The 22,943-nt window shown below is 61.7% G+C and carries 19 protein-coding genes; 6 read left to right on the top strand and 13 right to left on the bottom strand.

The features are described 5' to 3' along the window. The first annotated feature begins 96 nt into the window (after nt 1-96). From AADA15_RS11305 to AADA15_RS11295, 3 genes are all read left to right on the top strand, one after another. Nucleotides 97-2,604 carry a GcvT family protein gene (locus tag AADA15_RS11305; RefSeq protein ID WP_341641664.1) on the top strand — a complete coding sequence of 836 codons (2,508 nt, stop codon included), beginning with the start codon at nt 97-99 and terminating at the stop codon, nt 2,602-2,604. Nucleotides 2,605-2,727: 123 nt separating this feature from the next. Next, entirely contained in the window at nt 2,728-3,087 is a 360-nt protein-coding gene (locus AADA15_RS11300; RefSeq protein WP_341641663.1) for a CidA/LrgA family protein, read from the top strand. Then, nucleotides 3,080-3,811 carry an LrgB family protein gene (locus AADA15_RS11295; protein WP_341641662.1) on the top strand — a complete coding sequence of 244 codons (732 nt, stop codon included), beginning with the start codon at nt 3,080-3,082 and terminating at the stop codon, nt 3,809-3,811. The genes AADA15_RS11300 and AADA15_RS11295 overlap by 8 nt, the downstream gene beginning before the upstream one ends. Before the next feature lie 6 nt (nt 3,812-3,817). On the opposite strand, the gene AADA15_RS11290 is transcribed toward AADA15_RS11295, so the two are convergent. From AADA15_RS11290 to AADA15_RS11270, 5 genes are all read right to left on the bottom strand, one after another. Further along, nucleotides 3,818-4,408 carry an HD domain-containing protein gene (locus tag AADA15_RS11290; RefSeq protein ID WP_341641661.1) on the bottom strand — a complete coding sequence of 197 codons (591 nt, stop codon included), beginning with the start codon at nt 4,406-4,408 and terminating at the stop codon, nt 3,818-3,820. A gap of 61 nt (nt 4,409-4,469) precedes the next feature. Next, nucleotides 4,470-4,808: a carboxymuconolactone decarboxylase family protein gene (locus AADA15_RS11285; RefSeq protein ID WP_341641660.1), complete on the bottom strand. Its 339-nt coding sequence runs from the start codon at nt 4,806-4,808 to the stop codon at nt 4,470-4,472. 74 nt (nt 4,809-4,882) lie between these two features. Beyond that, nucleotides 4,883-5,539 carry a DUF938 domain-containing protein gene (locus tag AADA15_RS11280; protein ID WP_341641659.1) on the bottom strand — a complete coding sequence of 219 codons (657 nt, stop codon included), beginning with the start codon at nt 5,537-5,539 and terminating at the stop codon, nt 4,883-4,885. Then, the gene (locus AADA15_RS11275; RefSeq protein WP_341641658.1) at nt 5,539-6,615 is read right to left on the bottom strand and encodes an NAD(P)/FAD-dependent oxidoreductase; all 1,077 of its coding nucleotides are present in this window, start codon (nt 6,613-6,615) and stop codon (nt 5,539-5,541) included. The genes AADA15_RS11280 and AADA15_RS11275 overlap by 1 nt, the downstream gene beginning before the upstream one ends. Beyond that, nucleotides 6,612-7,568, bottom strand: a complete 957-nt coding sequence (locus AADA15_RS11270) for an aldo/keto reductase (protein ID WP_341641657.1) — start codon at nt 7,566-7,568, stop codon at nt 6,612-6,614. The genes AADA15_RS11275 and AADA15_RS11270 overlap by 4 nt, the downstream gene beginning before the upstream one ends. A gap of 120 nt (nt 7,569-7,688) precedes the next feature. On the opposite strand from AADA15_RS11270, the gene AADA15_RS11265 reads away from it, so the two are divergent. Beyond that, entirely contained in the window at nt 7,689-8,291 is a 603-nt protein-coding gene (locus tag AADA15_RS11265; protein ID WP_341641656.1) for a CDP-alcohol phosphatidyltransferase family protein, read from the top strand. Between the two features lie 169 nt (nt 8,292-8,460). Further along, a complete protein-coding gene (locus AADA15_RS11260; RefSeq protein WP_341641655.1) occupies nt 8,461-9,186 on the top strand; it encodes a hypothetical protein in 726 nt (241 codons plus the stop codon). Nucleotides 9,187-9,315: 129 nt separating this feature from the next. Here the strand turns inward: AADA15_RS11260 and AADA15_RS11255 are convergent, their stop codons facing one another. The 8 genes from AADA15_RS11255 to AADA15_RS11220 form a co-directional block, all read right to left on the bottom strand. Beyond that, nucleotides 9,316-10,389 carry a BMP family ABC transporter substrate-binding protein gene (locus AADA15_RS11255; RefSeq protein ID WP_341641654.1) on the bottom strand — a complete coding sequence of 358 codons (1,074 nt, stop codon included), beginning with the start codon at nt 10,387-10,389 and terminating at the stop codon, nt 9,316-9,318. Between the two features lie 72 nt (nt 10,390-10,461). Next, a complete protein-coding gene (locus AADA15_RS11250; protein WP_341641653.1) occupies nt 10,462-11,382 on the bottom strand; it encodes an ABC transporter permease in 921 nt (306 codons plus the stop codon). After that, entirely contained in the window at nt 11,383-11,703 is a 321-nt protein-coding gene (locus tag AADA15_RS11245) for a hypothetical protein (RefSeq protein ID WP_341641652.1), read from the bottom strand. Continuing rightward, the gene (locus tag AADA15_RS11240; RefSeq protein WP_341641651.1) at nt 11,703-12,785 is read right to left on the bottom strand and encodes an ABC transporter permease; all 1,083 of its coding nucleotides are present in this window, start codon (nt 12,783-12,785) and stop codon (nt 11,703-11,705) included. The genes AADA15_RS11245 and AADA15_RS11240 overlap by 1 nt, the downstream gene beginning before the upstream one ends. Before the next feature lie 39 nt (nt 12,786-12,824). After that, on the bottom strand, nt 12,825-14,342 hold the full coding sequence (locus AADA15_RS11235) for an ABC transporter ATP-binding protein (RefSeq protein ID WP_341641650.1): 1,518 nt from the start codon (nt 14,340-14,342) through the stop codon (nt 12,825-12,827). Continuing rightward, nucleotides 14,339-15,325 carry a xanthine dehydrogenase accessory protein XdhC gene (gene xdhC / locus AADA15_RS11230; RefSeq protein WP_341641649.1) on the bottom strand — a complete coding sequence of 329 codons (987 nt, stop codon included), beginning with the start codon at nt 15,323-15,325 and terminating at the stop codon, nt 14,339-14,341. The genes AADA15_RS11235 and xdhC overlap by 4 nt, the downstream gene beginning before the upstream one ends. Then, on the bottom strand, nt 15,315-17,612 hold the full coding sequence (xdhB, locus tag AADA15_RS11225) for a xanthine dehydrogenase molybdopterin binding subunit (RefSeq protein WP_341641648.1): 2,298 nt from the start codon (nt 17,610-17,612) through the stop codon (nt 15,315-15,317). Before xdhB ends, xdhC begins: the two co-directional genes overlap by 11 nt. Beyond that, on the bottom strand, nt 17,609-18,970 hold the full coding sequence (locus AADA15_RS11220) for a xanthine dehydrogenase small subunit (RefSeq protein ID WP_341641647.1): 1,362 nt from the start codon (nt 18,968-18,970) through the stop codon (nt 17,609-17,611). Before AADA15_RS11220 ends, xdhB begins: the two co-directional genes overlap by 4 nt. Nucleotides 18,971-19,368: 398 nt before the next feature. On the opposite strand from AADA15_RS11220, the gene dnaE reads away from it, so the two are divergent. Continuing rightward, complete coding sequence (gene dnaE, locus AADA15_RS11215) at nt 19,369-22,881, top strand: DNA polymerase III subunit alpha (RefSeq protein ID WP_341641646.1); 3,513 nt, start codon at nt 19,369-19,371, stop codon at nt 22,879-22,881. The last annotated feature ends 62 nt before the right edge of the window (nt 22,882-22,943 follow it).

Below are 22,943 nucleotides of genomic sequence, written 5' to 3'. Positions count from 1 at the left end.
TTGTCGGTTTTTGCGTCGGATGGATTTGACGGACGGCGCGTGATTTCCGGCATATGGTTTGCAAAAGCCTAGTCATTTCTTCCGGAGAAGCGGGACATGAAAACCCAAGTCAAAGCATTGGTCGTCGGCGGCGGCGCCGTCGGAACCTCGATCGCCTATCACCTGGCCAAGGCGGGCTGGGACGATGTGATGCTGATCGAGCGGGACGAGCTGACCTCCGGCTCCACGTGGCATGCCGCCGGTCTGCTGCCGCTGTTCAACATGTCCTACGCGACCACCCATATCCACAAGTACTCGGTCGATTTCTACAAGACGCTGGAAGAGGAAACTGGCCTCAACGCAGGCTTTGCCGTGGTGGGCAACCTGCGCATGGCGCAGACGCAGGAGCGTATGGATGAATACATGCTCTATGCCTCCACCGCCGAAACCTGCGATGTGAAATACGAATGGCTCACTCCGGATCAGATCAAGGAGCGTTGGCCGCTGATCGAGACCTCCGATCTGAAGGGCGCAATCTACCACACCGAGGATGGCTACATTAACCCCGCCGACGTGACACAGGCGATGGCGAAGGGCGCGCGCCAGCGCGGGGTTGAGATTGTGCGTAAGATGCAGGCGGATGCCTTCCACTGGAATGGCACTCATTGGGAAGTGACCTGCACCAAGATGGTGGAGCAGGGCGGCAACCTAGTGCCTTCGGACGAGCAGGTGGTGATCACCGCCGAGCACGTCGTGACCGCCTCCGGCAACCACGCGCAGCGCACGGCCAAGATGCTGGGCATCAAGATGCCCGCGATCCCGGTCGAACACACCTTCATCGTGATGGACAAGGACCCCGAGTTGGTCAAATGGCGCGAGGCGGGCAATCCCGAGCACCCGGTTATCCGCGACGCCGACAATGAATCCTATGCCCGCGAGGAACGCGGCGGCTGGATCCTTGGTATCTACGAACACGGTGCGCCCGCGCGGTTCGAACATGGCGTGCCGGACAGCTTTCGCGCCGATCTGTTCCCGCTGGATCTGGACCGGATCGCGGATCAGTACATGGCTATGGCAGAACGCGTGCCCTCCTGCGCCGAGAGCGGCCTGAAGGACGATTTCAACGGTCCGATCTGCTACACCCCCGATGGCAACCCGCTGGTCGGCCCGGCGCCGGGCCTGCGCAATATGTGGCTGGCTGAAGGTTTCTCCTTCGGGATCACCGCCGCGGGCGGCACCGGCTATTACCTCGCGCAGATGATGGTCGATGGCGAGGCCGAGATCGACATGGCGAGCTTGGACCCCAAACGCTACTCCTCGAACTGGATGACCATCGAATTCGCGGCCCGCAAGAACGAGGAATGCTACGAGCACGTCTACATCCTGCACCACCCGGATGAAGAACGCGAAGCCTGCCGCCCGCTGCGCACCGCGCCCGCCTATGATCGGCAAAAGGCGCGCGGCGCGCAGTTCGGCTGGGTCAACGGCTGGGAACGTCCGAACTACTATGGGCCACTGGATGCACCGGACAATTTCGACAAGGAGGCGCGCTCCTTCCGCCGTGGCGGATGGTGGCAATATGCCGTCGAAGAGGCTAGGGCGATCCGCAATGGCGTTGGCCTGATCGATGCCACCGCCTTTACGAAACATGTGGTAAAGGGGCCCGGCGCAACGCAGTTCCTCGACTGGTTCACCTGCAACAAGCTGCCCAAAGTGGGCCGCATCAACCTGACCTACGCGCTGACCTCGGCCGGGACCACCCGCACCGAATACACCATCGTGCGCAATGGCGAGAACAACTACTACCTCGTCTCGGCCGGCGCGTGGACCGAGTACGATGCTGACTTCCTGCGCAAGGCGGCCGAAGACAAGATGGAGGAGTTCGGCTATATCGAGATCCAGGATGTCACCACCCAATGGGGCGTTTTCGCCATCGCCGGGCCGAAATCCCGCGATGTGCTGAAAGAGGTGATCGTGGATGCCGATCCCGAAACGGCGCTCAGCAACAAACGCTTCCCTTGGCTGTCGGCACGCCAGATCGAGCTGGGCATGTGCCCGGTCAATGCGATCCGGGTGGCCTACACAGGGGAACTGGGCTGGGAGCTGCATCACCCGATCGAGATGCAGAACTACCTGTGGGATCTCTTGAACACGGCCGGAGAGAAGCACGGGATGAAACTGGTCGGTGCCCGCGCCCAAAACTGGCTGCGCCAGGAAAAAAGCTACCGTGCCTTTGGCACCGAACTGGGCCGCGATGCCACCCCGCTGGAAGCAGACCTGCCGCGCTTCATCGACCTTGAAAAGGACTTCCATGGCAAGGCAGCGATGGTCGAGAAGGGCATCCGTGCCAAATGCTGCACGCTTCTGATTGATGGACCTTCGGACGCCGACCCCTGGGGCCGCGAGGCGCTTTATGCCGAAGATGGAACCCGCGTCGGTCGTCTGACTTCGGGCGGCTATTCGGTGGCCTTCGAAAAATCGATCGGCATGGGCTATATCACCCCCGATCTGGCGGTCGAAGGCACCAAGCTGAAGGTCAAGATGCAGGACAGGCTGTGGGATGCGGTCGTGACCTGCGACAGCCCCTATGACCCCAAGAACGAAACCATCCGCAAGGACGGTTGAGTTCCTATTGGATAAAACGCCCAAAGCCCCGGTCTCTGCGCCGGGGCTTTTTGTTTGTAAACCGCCGCTTGTCTGGGGGAATGCGGGGTGCAACAGTTGAGCCATCCAAAGGGGAGGGATGGGATGCTTGGCTACCTTACATTGATCCTGGTCTGCCAACTGGCCGGAGAGTTCCTTACCGGCACGCTGGCGCTTCCCGTGCCGGGGCCTGTCCTGGGCATGGTCTTTCTGTTCACCTTCCTGATGCTGCGCGGCCATGTGCCGGAACCGCTGGACCAGACGGCGAATGGTCTGCTGCGCTCCATGTCGCTTTTGTTCGTGCCTGCGGGCACCGGCGTGATCCTGCACTTCCAACTGCTGGGCGAGGCGCTATTGCCCCTGGGGGTGGCGCTGGTGGTTTCAACCCTCGTGACCATCGCGGTGACCGGCCTGTTGATGCAGTGGCTGGGCAAGGGGGAAAGCCCGGAGAACGGCGATGGATAGCCTTCAGGACACCTGGGTCTACCTCAGCGCATCCCCCCTGTTTCACCTGACCCTGACATTGGTGGCTTTTCAGGCGGCGAGCCTCCTGTTCGAGCGGATGGGCCGCAATCCGCTGCTCAATCCAGTGCTGGGCGCGGTGCTGATCGTGGTGGCCATTCTTGTGCTGACGGGCACCGATTATGGCACCTATTTTGAAGGTGCGCAGTTCGTGCATTTCCTGCTTGGCCCGGCCACGGTCGCCCTTGCGGTGCCGCTGTACCGGCAATGGCACCGGGTACGGCGGTCTGCGCTGGCGATTGCCGTGAGCCTTGTTGCGGGGTCGCTGACGGCGATCCTGTCGGCCGTTTGCGTGGCCTGGATTCTGGGCGGGTCAGAGGCGGTGCTGGCCTCGCTTGCGCCAAAATCCGTGACGGCCCCTGTCGCAATGGGCATTGCCGAGAAACTGGGCGGGCTGCCCTCGCTGACGGCGGTTCTGGTGATCGTGACGGGGATTCTTGGTGCAATGCTGGGGCCAAAACTGCTGGACATGACCGGTATTGTCGACTGGCGCGCGCGGGGGCTGGCGATCGGTACCGCCAGCCACGGGATCGGCACGGCCCGCGCGTTGCAAGTCAACGAAACCGCGGGTGCCTTTTCCGGCCTCGCCATGGGGCTCAACGCATTGGCAACCGCACTGCTGCTGCCCCTGATCTGGGGCGGGGTCGTCTGGTTTTTGGGCAGCTGACCCGCGTCAGTCTTCGCGGGTCTCGTTCAGCTCCATGTGCCCTTCACCGCGCGCCAATACCCGGCGTAGGATCGGCTCGAAAAACTCCAGCGGTTTTGTCGGGTAGTCCGGGTCAAAAGCGCACTGATCGTAGTCGTGGCAGAACTTGCGGCAGTCTTCCCAATAGGGGCTGTCGCGGTAGTTGTCGCGCGCGTGGCGGTCCCCGCCAAGGTGGTGATTGTAATAATACCCCTGAAAGACGCAGTGGTGTTTCAGGATCCACCAGGTGCGCTCGCTCACATAGGGCTTCATCATCGCGGCGGCCAGCTCGCCGTGATTGTAGGGCGACAGGATATCGCCCACGTCATGCACGAGGGCGGCCACAATGATCTCGTCATCGGCGCCATCGGCATGGGCGCGGGTCGCCGCCTGAAGGCAGTGCTGGTAGCGGTTCACCGGATAGGGCGTCCAGTCCTCGTCCAGCGAGCGGATCGCGTCCAGGATGCGGTCGGGCAGGGCGGCGTTGTAGGCCTCCTCATATTCCATGACCGCGTCCCAGTCGGCCTTTCCCGCCTCTTCAAAGCTGGTCCAGGTGGGTTTGTGACGTTCGTCTTTCATGGCTGGCTCCCGGGGTTGGCGGCATTGGGAGCCTAGCCACTCTGTTTCGACCTGTCAGCGGTTATCCTGCTGTCAGCTCGTCGAAACAGGTCATCGCCTTGGCGGCATACATCATCGAGGGGCCTCCGCCCATCTGGATGGACATGGCCAGAACATCGGCCACCTCTTCGCGGCTGGCCCCTGCCTTGATCAGGGCCTCGACGTGCAGGCCGATGCAATCTTCGCAGCGCAGGGCAACGGCGATACCGAGAGCGACGAATTCCTTTTGCTTGAACTCAAGAACGCCGCCTTGTTTCACGGCCTTGCCGAGCGCGCCAAAGGCCTGCGCAGCATCGGGAATCGCCCGGTTCAGATTGCGCAGCCCCGCTCGGGTCTTGTCGAGTTTGTCGTGCCAGTCCATCGGTTTTCCTTCGCGTTTCACATTCGATTTTCCGAAGGAGTATGGCGGGCAAGAACAGGCGGCCTTGATCTGGGTCAGAAATCCGGCTTTTGCGCCACCAGCGCCAAATTGTTGGCGGGCATTTCGATTACGTCGCTCATGTCGAGGCCCGAATTCTGTATCCAGTCGATGGTGTCGAAATCGTCCTTGTATCCGATCTCCGGGTCGTGGGCGATCAGGGACGCATGGAAGGTGCGGTCGCCCTCGCTCGTCAGTTCTTCTGCGCGCATGAAGGGGCCGTAGATGCAGAGCTTTCCCAATGGTTTCAGGGCGCGCGCGGCCTCTCGGATCAGGGTCCTTGCGTCTGCCTCGGTGATGAGATGCAAGAGGTTGGACAGTACGATGAAATCGACTGCCTCAACACTGTGCGCCCAGCCGGGGGCGGTGGCATCCAGCTCCCGCGCGGGACGGATGTTGACCAGCGCGGCCTCGGCAGCGTGGGCGTCAATGCTGGCGCGGCGCATCTCGTCCACCTCGGTGGGTTGCCAGACGAGGCCCGGCAGGCGGCGGGCATAGGCCACCACATGCTGGCCAGTGCCGCTGGCAATCTCCAGTGCCTGGCCCGTCTTTGGCGCGATATCTTCCAACAGATCGCAGAGCGGTTCCAGATTGCGGGCGGCGGAGGGGGCGAACAGCTTGCCACCCTGGCTTTCGGTGACAGAGGCAGAGCCGGGAGTGGAGCGAATGGGCATCAACGCAGCCTTTCTGGTGACAGAGCCGCGACAACATCGCGGTCCAGTTCCGTGGGACGAGAGCCGACAAGATCGGCGATCAGGCGCGATGCGGCAGGTGCGGTCTGAAAGCCGTAACCGCCCTGCGCTGCGCACCAGATGAAATCGGGCCACACAGGATCAGGGCCCAGCACCAAAGCGCCATCTGCAACGAAACTGCGCAGCCCGGCCCAATTGCTCTCGACGCGGGTGACGGGTTCAGTGACCTTCTCTTCATATCGCGCCAGCCCCTCGGCCAGCACCATGTCGTCGGCAAAGGCATCATGGGGTTCAACCGGGTCGGCATCCGCAGGAGACACAAGCAGCTTGCCTGCATCCGGCTTGGCATACCAGCCCTCTCCGACCCCCATCATCATGGGCCATTTGGTGACGTCATGCCCGCCCGGCGCAGGCAGGCGCGCCATGGAGCGACGCTTGGGCGTGATCCCGATGGGGGCGATCCCGGCCAATGCGGCGATGCGATCCACCCAAGCACCCGCAGCATTGACCAGCTGCTTGGCCTCATAGGTCTGCCCACCAGCGATCACCTGCCAGCCCGCGCCGCCGTAGTGGATTGCGGTGACCGCGGCCTTGGTGATGATCTGCCCGCCAGCACCGCGCACGACGCGGGCGAAATCCTGGATCATGCGGTCGGTATCGAGATCCTGCGCGTCCTCATGCAGTGCTGCGAGGGTGACGCTCCTGGGATTCAGGATGGGGACGCGGGCATGGGCGTCTTCGATGTGGATAGGGTGCAGGTCCAACTCGTTCACATCGGCAGCGAATCGTCCTTCCTCGCCGGGACCGGCCACCAGCATGAAGCCGCGTGGGGTGAGGTAGCCGCCGTTGGCTGTGCGGTGATATTCCGCGCTCGCCTTGTTGAGGGCGACGGTTGCCGGGTTGCCGTAGTTTTCTTCAAACATCGCCGCCGAACGGCCCGATGCGTGATAGCCAAGCGCCTCTTCCGCCTCCAGAACCGTGACGGTGCCCAGATCCGACAGGCGCGCCGCGGCGCTGACACCGGCAATGCCGCCGCCGATAACGAGGAAATCGCTCATGCCGCGCTGCCCTCCTCCTGTTCCTCCAGCCGGTCGGTGGCGGGCGCAGGGCGCGGGCTGAGCGCCGAGATCCGGGCATGAAGCTCTGGCGTCATCTCGAAGGTCATGGCGGCAAGCGAGGGCGCCAGTTGTTCTGCCGAGCGGCCCGAAATGATCGGCATCGGCCCGCTCGGATGGGCTGCGGCCCAGGCAACGGCGAGCGTCGCCGGATCGGTGCCAACCTCTGCCGCGAGGGTCGCCAGTTCGGCGGCCGCCTGATGCATCCAGTCCTGCCCATAGCGGCTGTTGTAGCGCGGATCGTCCTTGAGGCGCCCCTCACCCCCGCCAGCAGCGTATTTTCCGGTCAGAAGACCGCCGCCAAGCGGGGAGTAGGGCGCAATGGCGATACCCTGATCGGCGCACATGGGAAGGATCTCTACCTCGACCTGACGTTTTACCAGCGAATACATCGGCTGCAGGATATCCACGGACAGATCGAATTCGGTGCCGATCATCTGCGCCTTGACCACCTGCCAGGCGGCAAAATTGGACAGGCCCACATAGCGGATCAGCCCCTGCTGTTTCAGGGTGGCAAAACACTCAAGCGTTTCACGCAGATCGGTATCCGGGTCAAACCGGTGCAGGTAGAGAACATCGACCATATCAAGGTCCAGCCGCGCCCGGCTTGTATCGAACTGAGCGCGCATGTTGGCCGTGCCCGCACCGCCCGTGTAGCCCACCTTGGTGGCGATCAGCAGCTTTTCACGCTCTCCCTTGATCAGGCGGCCCAGGATCGTCTCGCTCGCGCCCTCGGTATAGACCCAGGCGGTGTCGAAATGCGTGATCCCGGAGGCGCGGCAGGCGGCATACATCTCGGCCGACTGCGCCTCGTCCGCGCGGCCTCCGAACTGCATGGTGCCAAAGGCAAAGCGGCTGACGGGGGTGTGATCGGGGGTGGTCAGTATACGTGTCATGCGCCAGAACCTGCCATGTCCATGTAACAGGGAAAAGGGCCAAGATGACGCTTGCCCAGAAATGTCCGCCCGCGTGATTGTGACTGGAGCGCGCGGCAATTGCAGGGCACAACAGGACACATGTTCGATGCCCGTATCCGTCCCCTGATCGATCCCGTCCTCAATGCGCAGGGCCGCGTGATTGCGCGCTGGGGCATCACCGCCAATCAGGTGACGCTGGTCGGGCTGGCGCTTGGCCTTCTGTCCGCCGCGCTGATTGCGCTGGGCGCCTATGGATGGGCGTTGCTTCCGCTCCTGTTGTCGCGGCTGGCCGATGGGCTGGACGGAGCGGTGGCGCGATCCAGCGCGCCGACTGGCTTTGGCGGCTATCTCGATATCACCTGCGATTTCCTGTTCTACGGCGCGGTGCCGCTGGCGTTCGTTCTAGCTGATCCAACGGTCAATGGCGCGGCGGGGGCCTTTCTGCTCATGTCCTTTTACGTCAACGGGGCGAGCTTCCTTGGCTATTCCGTGCTGGCCGAGCGGCACAAGATGACCAGCACCGCGCGCGGCGTCAAAACGCTGTATTTCACCGGGGGGTTGCTGGAGGGCGCTGAAACGATCGGTTTCTTCGTGGCGCTTTGCCTGTTTCCGGGAGCTTTCGGGCCAATGGCCTGGGTGTTTGGGGCCTTGTGTTTCGTGACAGCTGGGTCGCGGGTTTTGTTGGCCTATCGGGTGTTTTAAGTAGTAATCAAGAATAGTACCTAGCGAATAACGGTAGCTAGACATCAAAATGCCTTGCGGGACGATGGCAAGGATATGAGCGACGATTGGTCAACCTGAAACTGCTTTTGACTTAGCTCGTGTGAAAAGCGCAGTGTTATGATCTAGTCTAGGCGGGTTCAGTGTGAAAATGAGTGAACAAATTTCATCTACAGACCGCATGTCTTTGGCAGTCCGAGATTGGATGCATGAATTGCAGTCATACCCCGGTTGGCGAGAATGGAAACGTGGACATATCGCCTATGTCTTGAGCTTTGACGATGAGGTTGCAGAGAGATTGACGCCGTCGAAGGAGTTTATGTTTTCTCAAAAAATCGAAAATGAGCATGCAGTCGTACTCATGTTTTTGGAGCTATTGAGTACGGCGCATGCCCTGCGCGATGTTGAGTGGTACTTTCGGCGCTACCCATTTTCTCAGGCGCCAGTCTCTCGTGAAAGTCATTTAAGATACTGTTGTGAAATGTATTTTGGACGTTTCTACCAATTCCGAGAACGGCTTAAGAAGTTGTCAAAGGCAGTTAATCGTGCTTGTCCAGATAATGGCTTGGATTTTGGGCGCTTCATCAAGACTTTCGACAAAGAGTTTGATCAGGAAATTCGCGCTAGGCATGGCGTCCATCATCACGAAGCATTTGATGACGCCGCCATTTCTCGAATTGCGCTTCTTGAGCTAACCGACCAGAGCAATAGTAGAGCGACTAGCAAGCAGCACTATCAGAGTTTGTACCGAAAGACGGCAAAGGATTGGGCCGCAAGAACAAGACGCCGTGCTGACATGTTGGATCTTTTCATTGAAGCCGTAGCAGAAACCCTGCTGAAAGTTTGTTCCTTTTTGCCTGAGAGAATAGACGATTGAGCCTGATTTTTCGTTGGCCAAGCTTGCATGATTTGGCCTTGCGAACCGCAACTAGGTCTGTTCCGACGGAGTAACAAAAAAGGCCCACCAAACCGGCGGGCCTTTCCGTATCTACTCTGGGCAAGCCGCTTACTGGGGGATGTCGCCTTCGATGCCTTCGACAAAGAAGTTCATGCCCGCCAGGGTGCCGTCATCGGCGGTTTCGCCGTCTGCAAGCCAGGCCGAGCCGTCCTGTTTGTTGATCGGGCCGGTGAACGGGTGGTAGGAGCCGCTCGCGATGGCGTCCTTCAGCGCCAGCGCCTCTGCCTTGACCTCGGCCGGAACCGCGTCGGAGATTTCACCGATGCCTACCATGCCCGGGCCGATGCCGTCCCAGGTGTCCACGGAGGTCCAGGTGCCGTCCATCACGGCCTTGGTACGGGCGATGTAGTAGGGCGCCCAGTTGTCGATGATCGAGGAGACGCGCGGCAGCGGGCCGTATTCGGCCATGTCGGACGCCTGACCAAAGGTGATCACGTTGCCGGCGGCCTGCGCGGCGGCCTGGGGCGCGGTGGAGTCGGTGTGCTGCAGGATCACGTCGGCGCCCTGTTCGATCAGAACCTTGGCGGCGTCGGCCTCTTTGGCCGGGTCGAACCAGGTGAAGGCCCAAACGATCTTGAAGGTGACGTCGGGGTTCACTTTCTTGGCGTGGATATAGGCAGAGTTGATGCCGCGGATCACTTCGGGGATCGGATAGGAGCCGATGTAGCCCACGATGTTGCTTTTGGTCATGTGGCCCGCGATGGTGCCCTGAACGGCGCGGCCTTCGTAGAAGCGGGCGGAATAGGTCGAAACGTTGTCCGCGCGCTTGTAGCCGGTGGCGTGCTCGAACTTCACGTTGGGGAACTTCTTGGCGACGTTGATGGTCGGATCCATGTAGCCAAAGGAGGTGGTGAAGATCAGGTCGGCGCCCTGCAGCGCCATCTGGGTGATCACGCGCTCGGCGTCGGGGCCTTCGGCGACGTTTTCAACATAGACGGTTTCGACCTTGTCGCCGAATTCCGCAACCACGGCCTTGCGGCCCTGATCGTGCTCATAGGTCCAGCCGCCGTCGCCGACGGGACCAACGTAGACAAAGCCAACCTTGGTCTTGTCTTCGGCCATGGCGCTGGTCGCCAGACCCAGGGCCATGGCGGCACCGGTCAGAAGTTTCGTCAGTTTCATCAAAGGGATCCCCCGTTTTGATTTATAATATGCCCAGGTGTACGGGCAGGGTGTTTGGCCTCCCGTCAGATCCTAACGGGACGCATGGAAATTGCGGCCAAGGGCAGCAGGTGCGCTGCTTTTATCAGCCGAGAGAATGACGAGCACGACAATTGTGATCAGGTAGGGCGACATTGCCAGATACTCGACCGGGATGGCAACGCCGGCTGCCTGCAGATTAAGCTGAACCACAGTGACACCGCCAAAAAGATAGGCGCCCAGCAGCACGCGCCAGGGCTTCCAGCTGGCAAAAACCACAAGCGCCAGGGCGATCCAGCCGATGCCTGCGGTCATGCCTTCGGTCCATTGGGGCACGCGGATCAGGCTGATATAGGCCCCGCCCATGCCCGCACAGGCACCGCCAAACAGGATTGCCATGATACGGATCCTGAGCACCTTGTAGCCCAGCGCATGGGCCGCATCGTGATTCTCGCCAACCGCGCGCAGGATCAGCCCGACGCGGGAGTATTTCAGCACCGCCCAGACGGCAGCCGTCAGCGCGATCCCGAAGTAAAGGATGATGTCATGTCCGAACAGGATCGGACCGACAACCGGAAGATCGCTGAGCAGCGGGATATGGATATCCTCCATGCGGGGCGGTTTGATCCCCACATAGGACTGCCCCATCAGCGCCGACAGGCCGAGACCGAACAGCGTCAGAGAAAGGCCAGAGGCGACCTGATTGGCCTGGGCAAACTGCGTCAGGATTGCGAACAGCGTCGACAGCGCCGCACCCGCGACGGCTGCCATGACAAAGCCAAGGAGCGGAGAGCCGCTTTCGACCGCCGTGGCAAAGCCTGCGATGGCACCCACGATCATCATGCCCTCGACACCAAGGTTCAAAACGCCTGCCTTTTCCACCACCAGCTCGCCCACGGCGGCCAGCAAGAGGGGCGTCGCCGCCACCATCAGGGAGGCGATCAGAAGGACCGGATTGATTGCAGAAAGATCCATTTACGTGTCCTGCCCCTTGAAAACTCGCGTTTCGATTTCTCGCCGAATCTTGTTGCCCATCGTTCCCGGCCAAATTGGGTTGTGGGACTGCAACAACCGCCAGAATAACCCCATGCTAGCCGGTGGCTCCGGCGAAGAAGTCTCACCTTCGGCGAGCGAAGTTTCGCAAAGATCCAGGTACTCTTTTAAGGCAGACATCACGGCAGGGTCAGCGCGTACGTCTCGCTCCAAAGAATCCATTTCATCGTGGCTGACTTCGAGAACGACTTCCTTCTGGGCTTCCGCATCCCACATCTTGATAGATCTAATCGCCGCTTCCATCACGCCACCTCCGGCTTGCCGATTGCGATACGGAAATTGGTCAGAAGGTCAAAGGCCAAGAGGAAGAACAGCAGCATCCCCTGGAAGACCTGGATCGCCGCCGAGGGCAGCCCCATGTTCGACTGGGCGATATCGCCGCCAATATACGTGAGCGCCATCAGCCCGCCTGCCAGCAGGATGCCCACGGGGTGCAAGCGGCCGAGGAAGGCCACGATGATGGCGGTGAACCCGTAGCCCACGTTGAAGTCGATCGAGACCTGGCCGGATGGCCCCGAGACCTCGAACATGCCCGCAAGCCCCGCCAGCATGCCGGATGCACCAAGGCAGAACAGGATCAGGCGGGCAGGCTTTACCCCGGCAAAGCGCGCGGCGCGCGGGGCTTCGCCGGTCAGGCGAATCTGGTAGCCGAGCATATGCCGATTGAGCAGAACATAGGCAAAGATCACCGCGATCAGCGCGGCAACCACGCCCCAGTGCATGCCGGACCCGGCAATCAGGTCGGCGTTGTGGGCGCTTTCGTATTGTTGCAGGTTGCGGCTGCCGGGAAAACCAAATCCTTCGGGATTTTTCAGCAATCCCAAAGACATGGAGGCCAGGAACTGCTCGGCCACATAGACCAGCATCAGGGACACGAGGATTTCATTGGTGCCGAAACGCACCTTCAAAAAGGCCGGGATCATCGCCCAGATCCAACCGCCAAAGGCGCCCGCGATGACCATCAACGGGAAGATGTACCAGGCTTCATGGGGGTAGAAGGCCAGCCCCATGCCAGCGCCAAACAGGGCGCCCATGATGTATTGCCCCTCGGCGCCGATGTTCCAGATCCCGGCGCGAAAGCCCAAGGAAAGGCCGATGGCGATCAGCACCAGCGGCGCGCCTTTGATCAGGAGTTGCGGGCGATAATAAAAGGCGAACTCGCCGAACAGCGGCTCCCAGAAAATGGTGCGGATCGCCTCCACCGGATCCTTGCCGAGGATGGCAAACAAAAGCCCGCCTGCGATCATTGTGGCCAGCACCGCCACCAGCGGCGTGGCCAAGGACCAGGCGCGGGACGGTTGCGGGCGTTTCTCAAGCCGGATCATGTGTCGGCCCCTTCATGAATAGTCAGATACCAAAGGCGGTCAGACATGGGCCACCTCCATTCCGTGGGCACCGCCCATCATCAGGCCGATCTCATCCACCGTGAGGCCCGCAGCGGCGCGTGGGCTGCTCAAGCGGCCTTCGTTGAGGGCGGCAAAGCTGTCGGAGATTTCCATCAACTCGTCCAGATCCTGGCTGATGCAGATGATGGCCGCGCCGCCTGCCGCCAGATCCAGCAATGACTGGCGGATAGCGGCGGCGGCAGAGGCATCGACGCCCCAGGTTGGCTGGTTCACCACCAGAACCTCGGGGCGTTGCAGCACTTCGCGGCCGATGACGAATTTCTGCAGGTTGCCCCCGGAAAGGGAGCGCGCCGCATTCTCAGGCCCCGGCGTGCGCACGTCGAAGTCTGCGATCACCCGTTTGGCGAATTCTTTGGCGGCGGGCCAGTTCAGAAAGCCCCGGTTCACAAGGTTTTCGCGCACGGCGGCGGTCAGCATGGCGTTTTCCGTCAGGCTCATGTCAGGCGCCGCGGCATGACCAAGGCGCTCTTCGGGGGCGGACAGCAGGCCAAGGCGCCGCCGGGCCACGGGACCAAGCCTGCCGATGGGCCGCCCGTGCAGTTTCACGGCATCGGCCGCCGACAGGGTTTCCCCCGACAGCACTGCAAGGAGTTCATCCTGACCGTTGCCCGCGACACCGCCAATGCCAAGGATCTCACCCTTGCGGACGGTGAGGTGCACGTTCTTCAAGGACGTGCCAAAAGCCGAAGGCGCAGGCACGGAGAGGCCCGTGATATCGAGAGCGACATTGCCCACGATCCGATCCGAGCGCTCCGGTGTCTTGAGGGCAGTGCCAACCATCATCTCGGCCATGTCACGGGCTGAGGTTTCTGACGGGGTGCATTCGCCGACGTTCTTGCCGAGGCGCAGGATGGTGGCGTGATCACAAAGCTTTCGGATCTCTTCCAGCTTATGACTGATGTAAAGGATCGAGGTGCCTTCGCCGCGCAGTTTCTGCAGGGTCTGGAACAGGATCTCCACCTCCTGCGGGGTCAGGACCGAGGTCGGCTCGTCCATGATCAGCAGTTTCGGATCCTGCAGCAGGCAGCGGATGATCTCGACCCGCTGGCGCTCCCCGGCAGAGAGATCGCCAACAGTGCGAAAGGGATCAAGCGGCAGACCGTAGGTCTCGGATACCTCCCGGATGCGGCTGGCCAGATCCCGCATCGCGGGCGGGTTTTCCATGCCAAGGGCGATGTTTTCCGCCACATTCAATGCATCGAACAGCGAAAAATGCTGAAACACCATGGCGATGCCATCTGCGCGGGCGGCGCGCGGCTCGGCCGGGGCAAAGGGCTGACCCCTCAGCAGCATCTGCCCGCTGTCGGGCTTCACCAACCCGTAGATCATCTTCACAAGGGTCGATTTTCCGGCGCCGTTCTCCCCCAAAAGGGCATGCACTTCGCCTTCGCCGATATCGAAGGAGACCTGGTCATTGGCGACGACGCCCGGATAGGCCTTGGTCAGGCCCTGGAGGCTGAGTAGGGGGACTGTCACGCGTGCCTATCCTTCCACTGTTCCAATTCTGCGCCGTTTGATGCGGCGGTTTTTGTCTTTTGCCGGGCGTCCGGAGCCAGCAGTTGCGCTGCCACGCCGACCGCGATCATCTGCGGATGTTTGCCCAAGGCGGGATTTCCGATCGGGCAGGTGATCCGCGCGATCCGATCCGGGGTGTGCCCCAGCGCCGGAAGGCGCGATTTGAACCGCGCCCATTTCGTGGCAGACCCGATCAGACCGGCAAAGGCAAAATCGTGTTTCAGCAGGGCGTGGCATAGCGCCAGATCCAGCTCATGGGAATAGGTGAGGATCAGATGCTGCGCACCTGACGGCGCGTGAGGCACCAAAAGTGCAGGATTTTCGGTCCAAACTGGGGTGACGCCGCCCGGAATGGTTTGGGGAAACCGATCTTCGGCGGTGTCGACCCAGGTGATCGCATGATCGGGCAGCGGAGACAGGACATCGACCAGCGCGCGGCCCACATGACCGGCGCCCCAGATCCAGAGCGGGCGTTCGGGGCGATGCACGGGTTCGATCATCCAGCCGTCGATCAATTCAGATGCAGGGCGGGTGCCCTGGCTACGCAGCTGCGACAGCCTGCGATGGACCGAGAGCGGCATCTCGCGGCCTGCTCCTGCCGGACGCACGATCACTGCTGCGTCCAATGCCTCCAGATCGGAGACCTCGTAGGTCTCGCTCAGCAGCGTCACCGATCCGCCACAGCATTGGCCCAGATCTGGCCCCAGCGCATGGGTGCTGAGAATGGAGGGTTTGTCCTGTATCGCTGCCTGTTGCGCCGCCTTGAATTCCAGCGCGCCGCCGCCGATGGTGCCAGATTGGGCGCACCCGTCCTCGGTGCGCCAGACCAACATGGCAGCGCCCACTTCGCGCGGGGAGGAGCCGCGGATCGCGGCGATCACCACGCGGGTGACACGCCCATGGGCGCCGACAGCGGCCTTCAATCCTTCAAGGTCAAACCCCATCAGAGACCCTCCGCACCGCGTGCCAGATCTCTTCGGCCGTGGCCGGGGCGTTTAAGGCTGGATAGGTCGCGCCAAAGGCCGAGACCGCATCCGACAGGGCCAGCCAGGCGGAAATACCCAGCATGAACGGCGGCTCGCCAACCGCCTTGGAGCGGTAGATGGTCTCCTCCCGGTTTTCCCCGTCAAAAAGGGCCACGTTGAACACATCCGGGCGATCCGAACAGGCGGGAATCTTGTAGGTCGAGGGCGCATGGGTGCGCAGGCTCCCCTTGCCATCCCAGACCAGTTCCTCGGTCGTCAGCCAGCCAGCCCCCTGCACATAGCCGCCTTCGACCTGGCCGATGTCCAGCGCCGGATTGAGGGACGCGCCCGCATCATGCAGGATGTCGGTGCGCAGGATGCGGTTTTCGCCGGTCAGCCGGTCCACGACCACCTCGGTCAGGGCTGCACCATAGGCGAAATAGAAGAAGGGGCGTCCCTGGCCCTTGATGCGGTCCCATTCCAGTTTCGGGGTCTTGTAGAAGCCCGTGGAGGACAGGCTGATGCGTCCCTCGTAACAGAGCTTTGCGGCTTCGTCGAAGCTGAGGACCACAGACTCTCCGATGCTGACTTCACCCCCCTCAAACACCACGTCCCCAGGCGCGGCCTGATGCAGGTTCGCCAGATGCTCGGCCATCCGGGTGCGGATGGTGTCGCAGGCGGCCTTGACTGCCATCCCGTTGAGGTCCGACCCGGAGGAGGCTGCCGTGGCCGAGGTGTTGGGCACCTTGGCGGTGTCGGTGGCGGTGATCTTCACCTTCTCGAGGGGGATGCCGAACCGGCTTGCCGCCACCTGGGCGACCTTCTGGAACAATCCCTGTCCCATCTCGGTGCCGCCGTGGTTCAGATGGACCGAGCCGTCCTGATAGACATGCACCAAGGCGCCCGCCTGATTGAGATGGGTCAGCGTGAAGGAAATACCGAACTTCACCGGCGAAAAGGCAAGGCCGCGCTTCATGTGCGTCTGGCCCGCGTTCCAGGCGGCGATCTCTGCCTTGCGGGCGGTGTAATCGGCACTTTCCAGTAGCTGGGCAGTCATTTCGTGCAGCTCGAAGTCGGTGACCTCCATTCCGTAGGGGGTGGTGTTGTCGCTCGTGTTGAGCCCCGGAGCGGCATAGTAGTTGCGCCGCCGCAGTTCTACCGGGTCGAGATTTAGATCATGGGCGATATGGTCCATCACCCGTTCAATCCCGACCATGCCCTGCGGGCCGCCAAAGCCGCGATAGGCGGTGGCGCTTTGCAGGTTGGTCTTGAGCCGGTGGCTTTCGATGCGGATCGCGGGAATGGCATAGGCATTGTCGGCATGCAGCATGGCGCGATCCGCCACTGGCAGCGACAGATCCTGGGCCCAGCCGCAGTCGACCAAATGGGTGAATTCGACGCCTTGCAGCCGCCCGTCCGCGTCAAAGCCTGCGCGGTAGGAGATGCGAAAGGCATGGCGCTTGCCGGTGATGATCATATCGTCATCGCGGTCATAGCGCATCTTGCAGGGACGCCCCGTGTGGCGCGCGGCCACGGCGCAGGCGACGGCCAGCGCGTTGCCCTGGCTTTCCTTGCCGCCAAAGCCGCCGCCCATGCGCCGGATTTCGACCCGCACCGCATGCATCGGCAGGCCGATCGCCTCGGCCACCTTGTGCTGGATCTCGGTCGGGTGCTGGGTGGAGGAATTGACCAGCATTCCGCCATCTTCCTGCGGCAGGGCAAGTGCGGCCTGACCTTCGAGATAGAAATGCTCCTGCCCGCCGAGTTCAAAAGTGCCTTCCACAATGCGCGGGGCGGCTGCGATGGCGGCAGCGGCATCGCCTTTCTCGTAGACCCTTGGACCTTCTTCGAACCGGCTGTCCGCGGCGAGCGCTTCGTCCAGCGTCAGGAGCGGCGTTTCTTCGGCATAGTCGATTTCCGCCTTCCGCGCAGCAACGCGCGCCGCACGGTGGCTGGTAGCGATCACCAGAAAGACGGGCTGACCCACGTAGTGAACCGTGCCATCGGACAGGAGCGGTTCGTCATGGATCGATGGCGAGACGTCGTTGTCAAAGGGCAGATCCTGTGCCGTCAGAACCGCAACCACACCGGGGGTGCTGTGGACCTGTTCCAGATCCATCGACATGATCCGCCCTTTGGCGATGGTGGACAGGCCAAAGGCCAGATGAAGCGTGTCACGCGGGGTGGGGGTGTCATCCACATAACGGGCGGCGCCGGTCACATGCAGGCGGGCGGCGTCATGGGGGAGGGGCTTTGCGACGCTCATTGGCTCACCTCCAGAACGCTGACCGTTTCACCTGCCAGATCCGCGAAATAGCGCAGCAGCATGTTGCGCGCGCAGTCGAGCCGGTATGCGTCCGAGGCGCGCATGTCGCTGAGGGGGGTGAAGTCCTTTTCGAATTCCCCTTGGGCCAGAGTGATCGTCGCCGGGGTCCAGGGCTGGCCAAGAATCGCAGCCTCCACATGGCTCGCCCGCTTTGGCACGCCTGCCATGCCGCCAAAGGCGATGCGGGCGGAATGGACCACGCCATTTTCGACACTCACGTTGAACGCGCCCAACACTGCCGAGATATCCTGGTCAAAGCGTTTGGAGAGCTTGTAGACGCGCAAACGATCCGGCTGCCGGGGGAAAGACACCGCCTCGACGAATTCACCGGACTGGCGGTCCTGCTTGCCGTAATCGATGAAGAACTCTTCCAGTGGCAACTCGCGGCGCATGTCTTCCTTGCGCAGGTGCAGCGTCGCCCCCAGCGCAATGAGGGCAGGCGGGTTGTCCCCGATGGGAGAACCATTGGCGATATTGCCGCCAACCGTCGCCGCCGCGCGCACCTGCTGGCTGGCATAGCGACGGATCATCTCGGCGTATGATTCGTGCAGGGGCGCGATGGCGGCACGCATCCGGTTCATGTCGACCATGGCGCCGATCCGTACGGTCTCTTCGCTGATGTCGATCTGCTTCAGATCCTCGCAGGCATCGAGAAAAATCATCCGCCCAAGATCGCGCAGCCCCTTGGTGACCCAAAGGCCCACATCCGTTGCCCCGGCCACAAGGGTCGCGTCGGGGTTGGCGGCATAGAGCGCGGCAAGCGCGTCCGAGGAGGACGGCATGTTGTCCAGCGGCGCTGCCTTGGCGGGTGCCTCGGACGCGATCCAGTCTGGCACGGGCTGATCGGCGGCCGCTTCGGCGGCGCGGATGATCGGGGCATAGCCAGTGCAGCGGCAGAGGTTCCCGGCGAGGCGATCATCGAAATCCCGCGCGCCCTCCCTGTGGGCCGTGACCATGGACATAACGAAACCGGGGGTGCAGAAGCCGCACTGGCTGCCGTGGTGGTCGATCATGGCGCGCTGCACGGGGTGCAGGCTGCCGTCCGGCCCGGCGGCGCCCTCGACCGTGCGCACCGATTTGCCATTGAGTTGGGGCAGGAACAGGATGCAGGCATTGAGCGGCTTGGCCCCGCGCCCATCCGTCACCATCACCGTGCAGGCGCCGCAGTCGCCCTCGTTGCAACCTTCCTTGGTGCCGCATAGGCCCCGCTCTTCGCGCAGCCAATCAAGCAGCGTTGCCGAAGGATCCGCATCCTTCAACGCTACCTCCTCACCGTTCAGATGAAAGGTGATTGTCATCTTGTGAAACCCGTCGCCTTACCCTGTTTCCCCAAATGGCGGACCCTTCGATGCGACGTAGAAGAGCCAGCGGGGTTTATCCGTGTTATCCGAAGCAGAGTAGAAAGGCAGAACGCTGTCTGGCAAGGAAAAGCGACGCTTGCATGCAGATTTCTGGAATGAGCGAAAACCGTCGGCGCAAAGCGATATCCTTGAGAGTTGTGAAGGGCTTAATGCTTTTTCGACCGGATCGGGTTTGTCGCAGCCCCATAAGCACTTTTCGGGAATTACTGAAAATCACGCTTATTATTCAGGCAAACCGGTGCCGGGTTCGGGCGGACTCAGCCGGATATCTTGCTCGGTGAACTCTGTTACGAATGCGCTTTTAACCCGCGCATCTGATCGGATAGCTTGGCGCCATGACTGATGCTCCCCGATTCATTCACCTGCGCACCCACACTGAATACTCGCTTCTGGAGGGCGCGCTGCGGCTCAAGAAACTGCCGGACCTGTGCAAGGCAAACGGCATGCCTGCCATCGCGGTGACGGACACCAACGCGATGTTCTCGGCGCTGGAATTCTCGGTCACCCTGTCGGGGGCGGGGATCCAGCCGATCATCGGCTGCCAGGTGGATGTGACCTTTGAGAAAAGCGAGCCGGGAGAACGGCCCAAGGCGCCAGCCCCCATCGTCCTGCTGGCGCAGAGCGAGGCAGGCTACGAGCATCTGATGAAGCTCTCTTCCTGTCTTTACGTGGACAAGGGCGGACAGCTGCCACAGGTCACGCTTGAGGAACTGGAGGCGAATTCCAAAGGGCTGATTTGCCTCTCGGGCGGCCCGGAAGGCCCAGTTGGGCAGTTATTGCAGCAGGGGCAGCGTCCGGCGGCCGAGGCGCTGATGCAGCGGCTGAAAGAGATCTATCCCGACAGGCTTTATGTGGAATTGCAGCGCCACCCTGGCGAGGATGGCCAGCCCGAGGCGGAGCGCCTGACCGAGCGCGGCCATGTGGAGATGGCCTATGCGATGGATCTGCCGCTGGTCGCCACCAATGACGTCTACTTCCCCAATACCGAGATGTACGAGGCCCATGATGCGATGATCTGCATCGCAGAAGGCGCCTATGTGGATCAGTCCGAGCCACGCCGCCGCCTGACGGCACAGCACTATTTCAAAAGCCAGCAGGAAATGGTGACGCTGTTCGCCGATCTGCCGGAAGCGATTGAAAACACGGTGGAGATCGCCAAGCGCTGTGCCTTCATGGCCTACCGGCGTGATCCGATCCTGCCAAAATTTGCGGATGACGAGGTCCAGGAGCTGCGGCGTCAGGCCAACGAGGGCCTGCAGAACCGCCTTGCGGTGATTCCCCACGCTGTGAGCGTGGAGGAATACCAGAAACGGCTCGATTTCGAACTGGACATCATCGAGGGCATGGGCTTCCCAGGTTACTTCCTGATCGTTGCCGACTTCATCAAATGGGGCAAGGATCACGGTATTCCGGTGGGGCCTGGCCGGGGCTCGGGTGCGGGTTCGCTCGTGGCCTACGCGCTGACCATCACCGACCTTGACCCGCTGCGTTACAGCCTTCTGTTCGAACGCTTCCTGAACCCCGAACGGGTCTCGATGCCCGACTTCGATATCGACTTCTGCATGGACCGGCGCGAAGAGGTGATCCGCTACGTGCAGCAGAAGTATGGCCGGGACCGGGTGGGGCAGATCATCACCTTTGGTGCGCTGCTGTCCAAGGCGGCGGTTCGCGATATCGGCCGTGTCTTGCAGATGCCCTACGGCCAGGTGGATCGTCTTTCGAAGATGATCCCGGTCGAAGGGGTGAAGCCCGTCTCCATTGAAAAGGCGCTGCAGGACGAACCCCGCCTGCGCGAAGAGGCCAGGAATGAACCCGTTGTGGATCGCCTCCTGACCTATGGTCAGCAGGTCGAGGGGCTGCTACGCAATGCCTCCACCCACGCGGCGGGCGTGGTGATCGGGGACCGGCCTCTGGATGCGCTGGTGCCGCTTTATCAGGATCCGCGCTCGGACATGCCGGCAACCCAGTTCAACATGAAATGGGTGGAGCAGGCCGGTCTGGTGAAGTTCGACTTCCTTGGTCTCAAGACCCTGACCGTGATCCAGAACGCGGTGGACCTGATCCGACAGTCGGGCCGCGATCTGCATGTGGCGGCAGACGGGACCCAGCTTTATGATCCGCCCGAAGGCGCGGTGAACGAGATCAACGCCATCCCGCTGGATGACGAGGCCTCTTATAAACTCTATTCCGCCGCCAAAACCGTGGCCGTGTTCCAGGTGGAATCCACCGGCATGATGGATGCGCTCAAGCGCATGAAACCCACCTGTATCGAGGATATCGTGGCGCTGGTGGCGCTCTATCGTCCGGGTCCGATGGAGAATATCCCGACCTACTGCGAGGTGAAGAACGGCCTGAAGGAGATCACCTCGGTCCACCCGCTGATCGATCACATCCTGGAGGAAACCCAAGGCATCATCGTCTATCAGGAACAGGTGATGCAGATCGCCCAGGTGATGGCGGGCTACTCCCTTGGCGGCGCGGACCTGCTGCGCCGCGCGATGGGTAAGAAGATCAAGGAGGCGATGGACGCCGAACGCCCGAAATTCGAAAAGGGCGCGGCGGAAAATGGCGTCGACAAGAAGAAGGCGTCAGAGGTTTTCGACCTTCTTGAGAAATTCGCCAACTACGGCTTCAACAAATCGCACGCCGCGGCCTATGCGGTGGTGTCCTACCAGACCGCCTGGCTGAAGGCGAACCACCCGGTCGAGTTCATGGCCGGTGTCATGAACTGCGATATCCACCTCACGGACAAGCTGGCGATCTACTTCGAAGAGGTCCGCAAGGGGCTGAGCCTGCCTTACGTGCCGCCCTGCGTGAACCGCTCGGAAGCGACCTTCAACGTGGTCAATGGTGAGCTGGTCTATGCGCTGGGCGCGCTCAAAAACGTCGGTGTCGATGTGATGCGGCTGGTGACGGCGGCGCGGCGCGAGGATGGGACCGAACGCCCCTTTGTCAGCATCTTCGACTTTGCCCGCCGGGTGAATCTGAAAAAGGTCGGCAAGCGTCCCCTCGAAATGCTGGTCCGGGCAGGGGCCTTTGACCAGCTCGACAGCAACCGCCGCCGCCTGTTCGAAAGCCTAGAGGGGCTGGTGAACTATTCGGCAGCAATCCACGAGCAGAAGAACTCCAATCAGGTCTCGCTGTTCGGAGAGGCGGGCGACGACCTGCCCGAGCCGCGCCTTGCGGGCACGCCGGACTGGCTGCCTGCCGAACGGCTGAGCGAAGAGTTCAAGGCGATCGGTTTCTACCTGTCGGGCCATCCCCTGGACGACTACATGCCTGCTTTGAAACGCAAGGATGTGATGACCCTCGATGAGGTCACCGCCAAGGCGGAGCGCGGTCCCTTCATGGCCAAGATGGCGGGGGTGGTCGCCGGGCGACAGGAACGGAAATCGGCGCGGGGTAACCGCTTTGCCTTTGCCCAAATCAGCGATCCGAGCGGCGCGTTCGAGGTGACGCTGTTCTCGGAAGTTCTGGAAAAATCAAGAGAGTTCCTCGAGACTGGCGCCAAGGTCGTGATCACCGCAGAGGCCACGATGGAAAGCGATCAGCTGAAACTTCTGGTGCGCTCGGTCGGGCCGGTGGATGCGGCGATCGCGGATGCGGGCAAAAGCTCCCTGCGGGTCTATGTCAGTGACCCCGGCGCGATTGCTACCGTGGCCCGCGTGCTGGAAGATGCCAAATCGGCAGCCCGAAACGCCAGTCGGGGAGAGGTGCTGATGTACCTGCAGGATCCGGGCCTGCCTGGGGATGTGGAGATGGATCTGGGACAGGTCTTTCCGATCAACCCGCAGATCAAAGGGGCTTTGAAGTCCCTTGAGGGCGTCTTGGATGTTGAGGAGATCTGAGCACAGGACCTGATCCGTTTGGCGATTGGGGGGTATCTAAAGCTTTAGGAAAAGAGCCCTTT

Origin of the sequence: Phycobacter sedimenti, from assembly GCF_038148855.1 — a bacterium.
Taxonomy (GTDB): Bacteria; Pseudomonadota; Alphaproteobacteria; order Rhodobacterales; family Rhodobacteraceae; genus Phycobacter; species Phycobacter sedimenti.
The sequence above is the reverse complement of the archived record's forward strand: the minus strand, read 5'-3'. Positions and strand labels throughout refer to the sequence as shown.

Coding starts and splice junctions, on each gene's coding strand:
- AADA15_RS11305 (WP_341641664.1), top strand. CDS start 97: ATGAAAACCCAAGTCAAAGCATTGGTCGTCGGCGGCGGCGCCGTCGGA.
- AADA15_RS11300 (WP_341641663.1), top strand. CDS start 2,728: ATGCTTGGCTACCTTACATTGATCCTGGTCTGCCAACTGGCCGGAGAG.
- AADA15_RS11295 (WP_341641662.1), top strand. CDS start 3,080: ATGGATAGCCTTCAGGACACCTGGGTCTACCTCAGCGCATCCCCCCTG.
- AADA15_RS11290 (WP_341641661.1), bottom strand. CDS start 4,408: ATGAAAGACGAACGTCACAAACCCACCTGGACCAGCTTTGAAGAGGCG.
- AADA15_RS11285 (WP_341641660.1), bottom strand. CDS start 4,808: ATGGACTGGCACGACAAACTCGACAAGACCCGAGCGGGGCTGCGCAAT.
- AADA15_RS11280 (WP_341641659.1), bottom strand. CDS start 5,539: ATGCCCATTCGCTCCACTCCCGGCTCTGCCTCTGTCACCGAAAGCCAG.
- AADA15_RS11275 (WP_341641658.1), bottom strand. CDS start 6,615: ATGAGCGATTTCCTCGTTATCGGCGGCGGCATTGCCGGTGTCAGCGCC.
- AADA15_RS11270 (WP_341641657.1), bottom strand. CDS start 7,568: ATGACACGTATACTGACCACCCCCGATCACACCCCCGTCAGCCGCTTT.
- AADA15_RS11265 (WP_341641656.1), top strand. CDS start 7,689: ATGTTCGATGCCCGTATCCGTCCCCTGATCGATCCCGTCCTCAATGCG.
- AADA15_RS11260 (WP_341641655.1), top strand. CDS start 8,461: ATGAGTGAACAAATTTCATCTACAGACCGCATGTCTTTGGCAGTCCGA.
- AADA15_RS11255 (WP_341641654.1), bottom strand. CDS start 10,389: ATGAAACTGACGAAACTTCTGACCGGTGCCGCCATGGCCCTGGGTCTG.
- AADA15_RS11250 (WP_341641653.1), bottom strand. CDS start 11,382: ATGGATCTTTCTGCAATCAATCCGGTCCTTCTGATCGCCTCCCTGATG.
- AADA15_RS11245 (WP_341641652.1), bottom strand. CDS start 11,703: ATGGAAGCGGCGATTAGATCTATCAAGATGTGGGATGCGGAAGCCCAG.
- AADA15_RS11240 (WP_341641651.1), bottom strand. CDS start 12,785: ATGATCCGGCTTGAGAAACGCCCGCAACCGTCCCGCGCCTGGTCCTTG.
- xdhC (WP_341641649.1), bottom strand. CDS start 15,325: ATGGGGTTTGACCTTGAAGGATTGAAGGCCGCTGTCGGCGCCCATGGG.
- xdhB (WP_341641648.1), bottom strand. CDS start 17,612: ATGAGCGTCGCAAAGCCCCTCCCCCATGACGCCGCCCGCCTGCATGTG.
- AADA15_RS11220 (WP_341641647.1), bottom strand. CDS start 18,970: ATGACAATCACCTTTCATCTGAACGGTGAGGAGGTAGCGTTGAAGGAT.
- dnaE (WP_341641646.1), top strand. CDS start 19,369: ATGACTGATGCTCCCCGATTCATTCACCTGCGCACCCACACTGAATAC.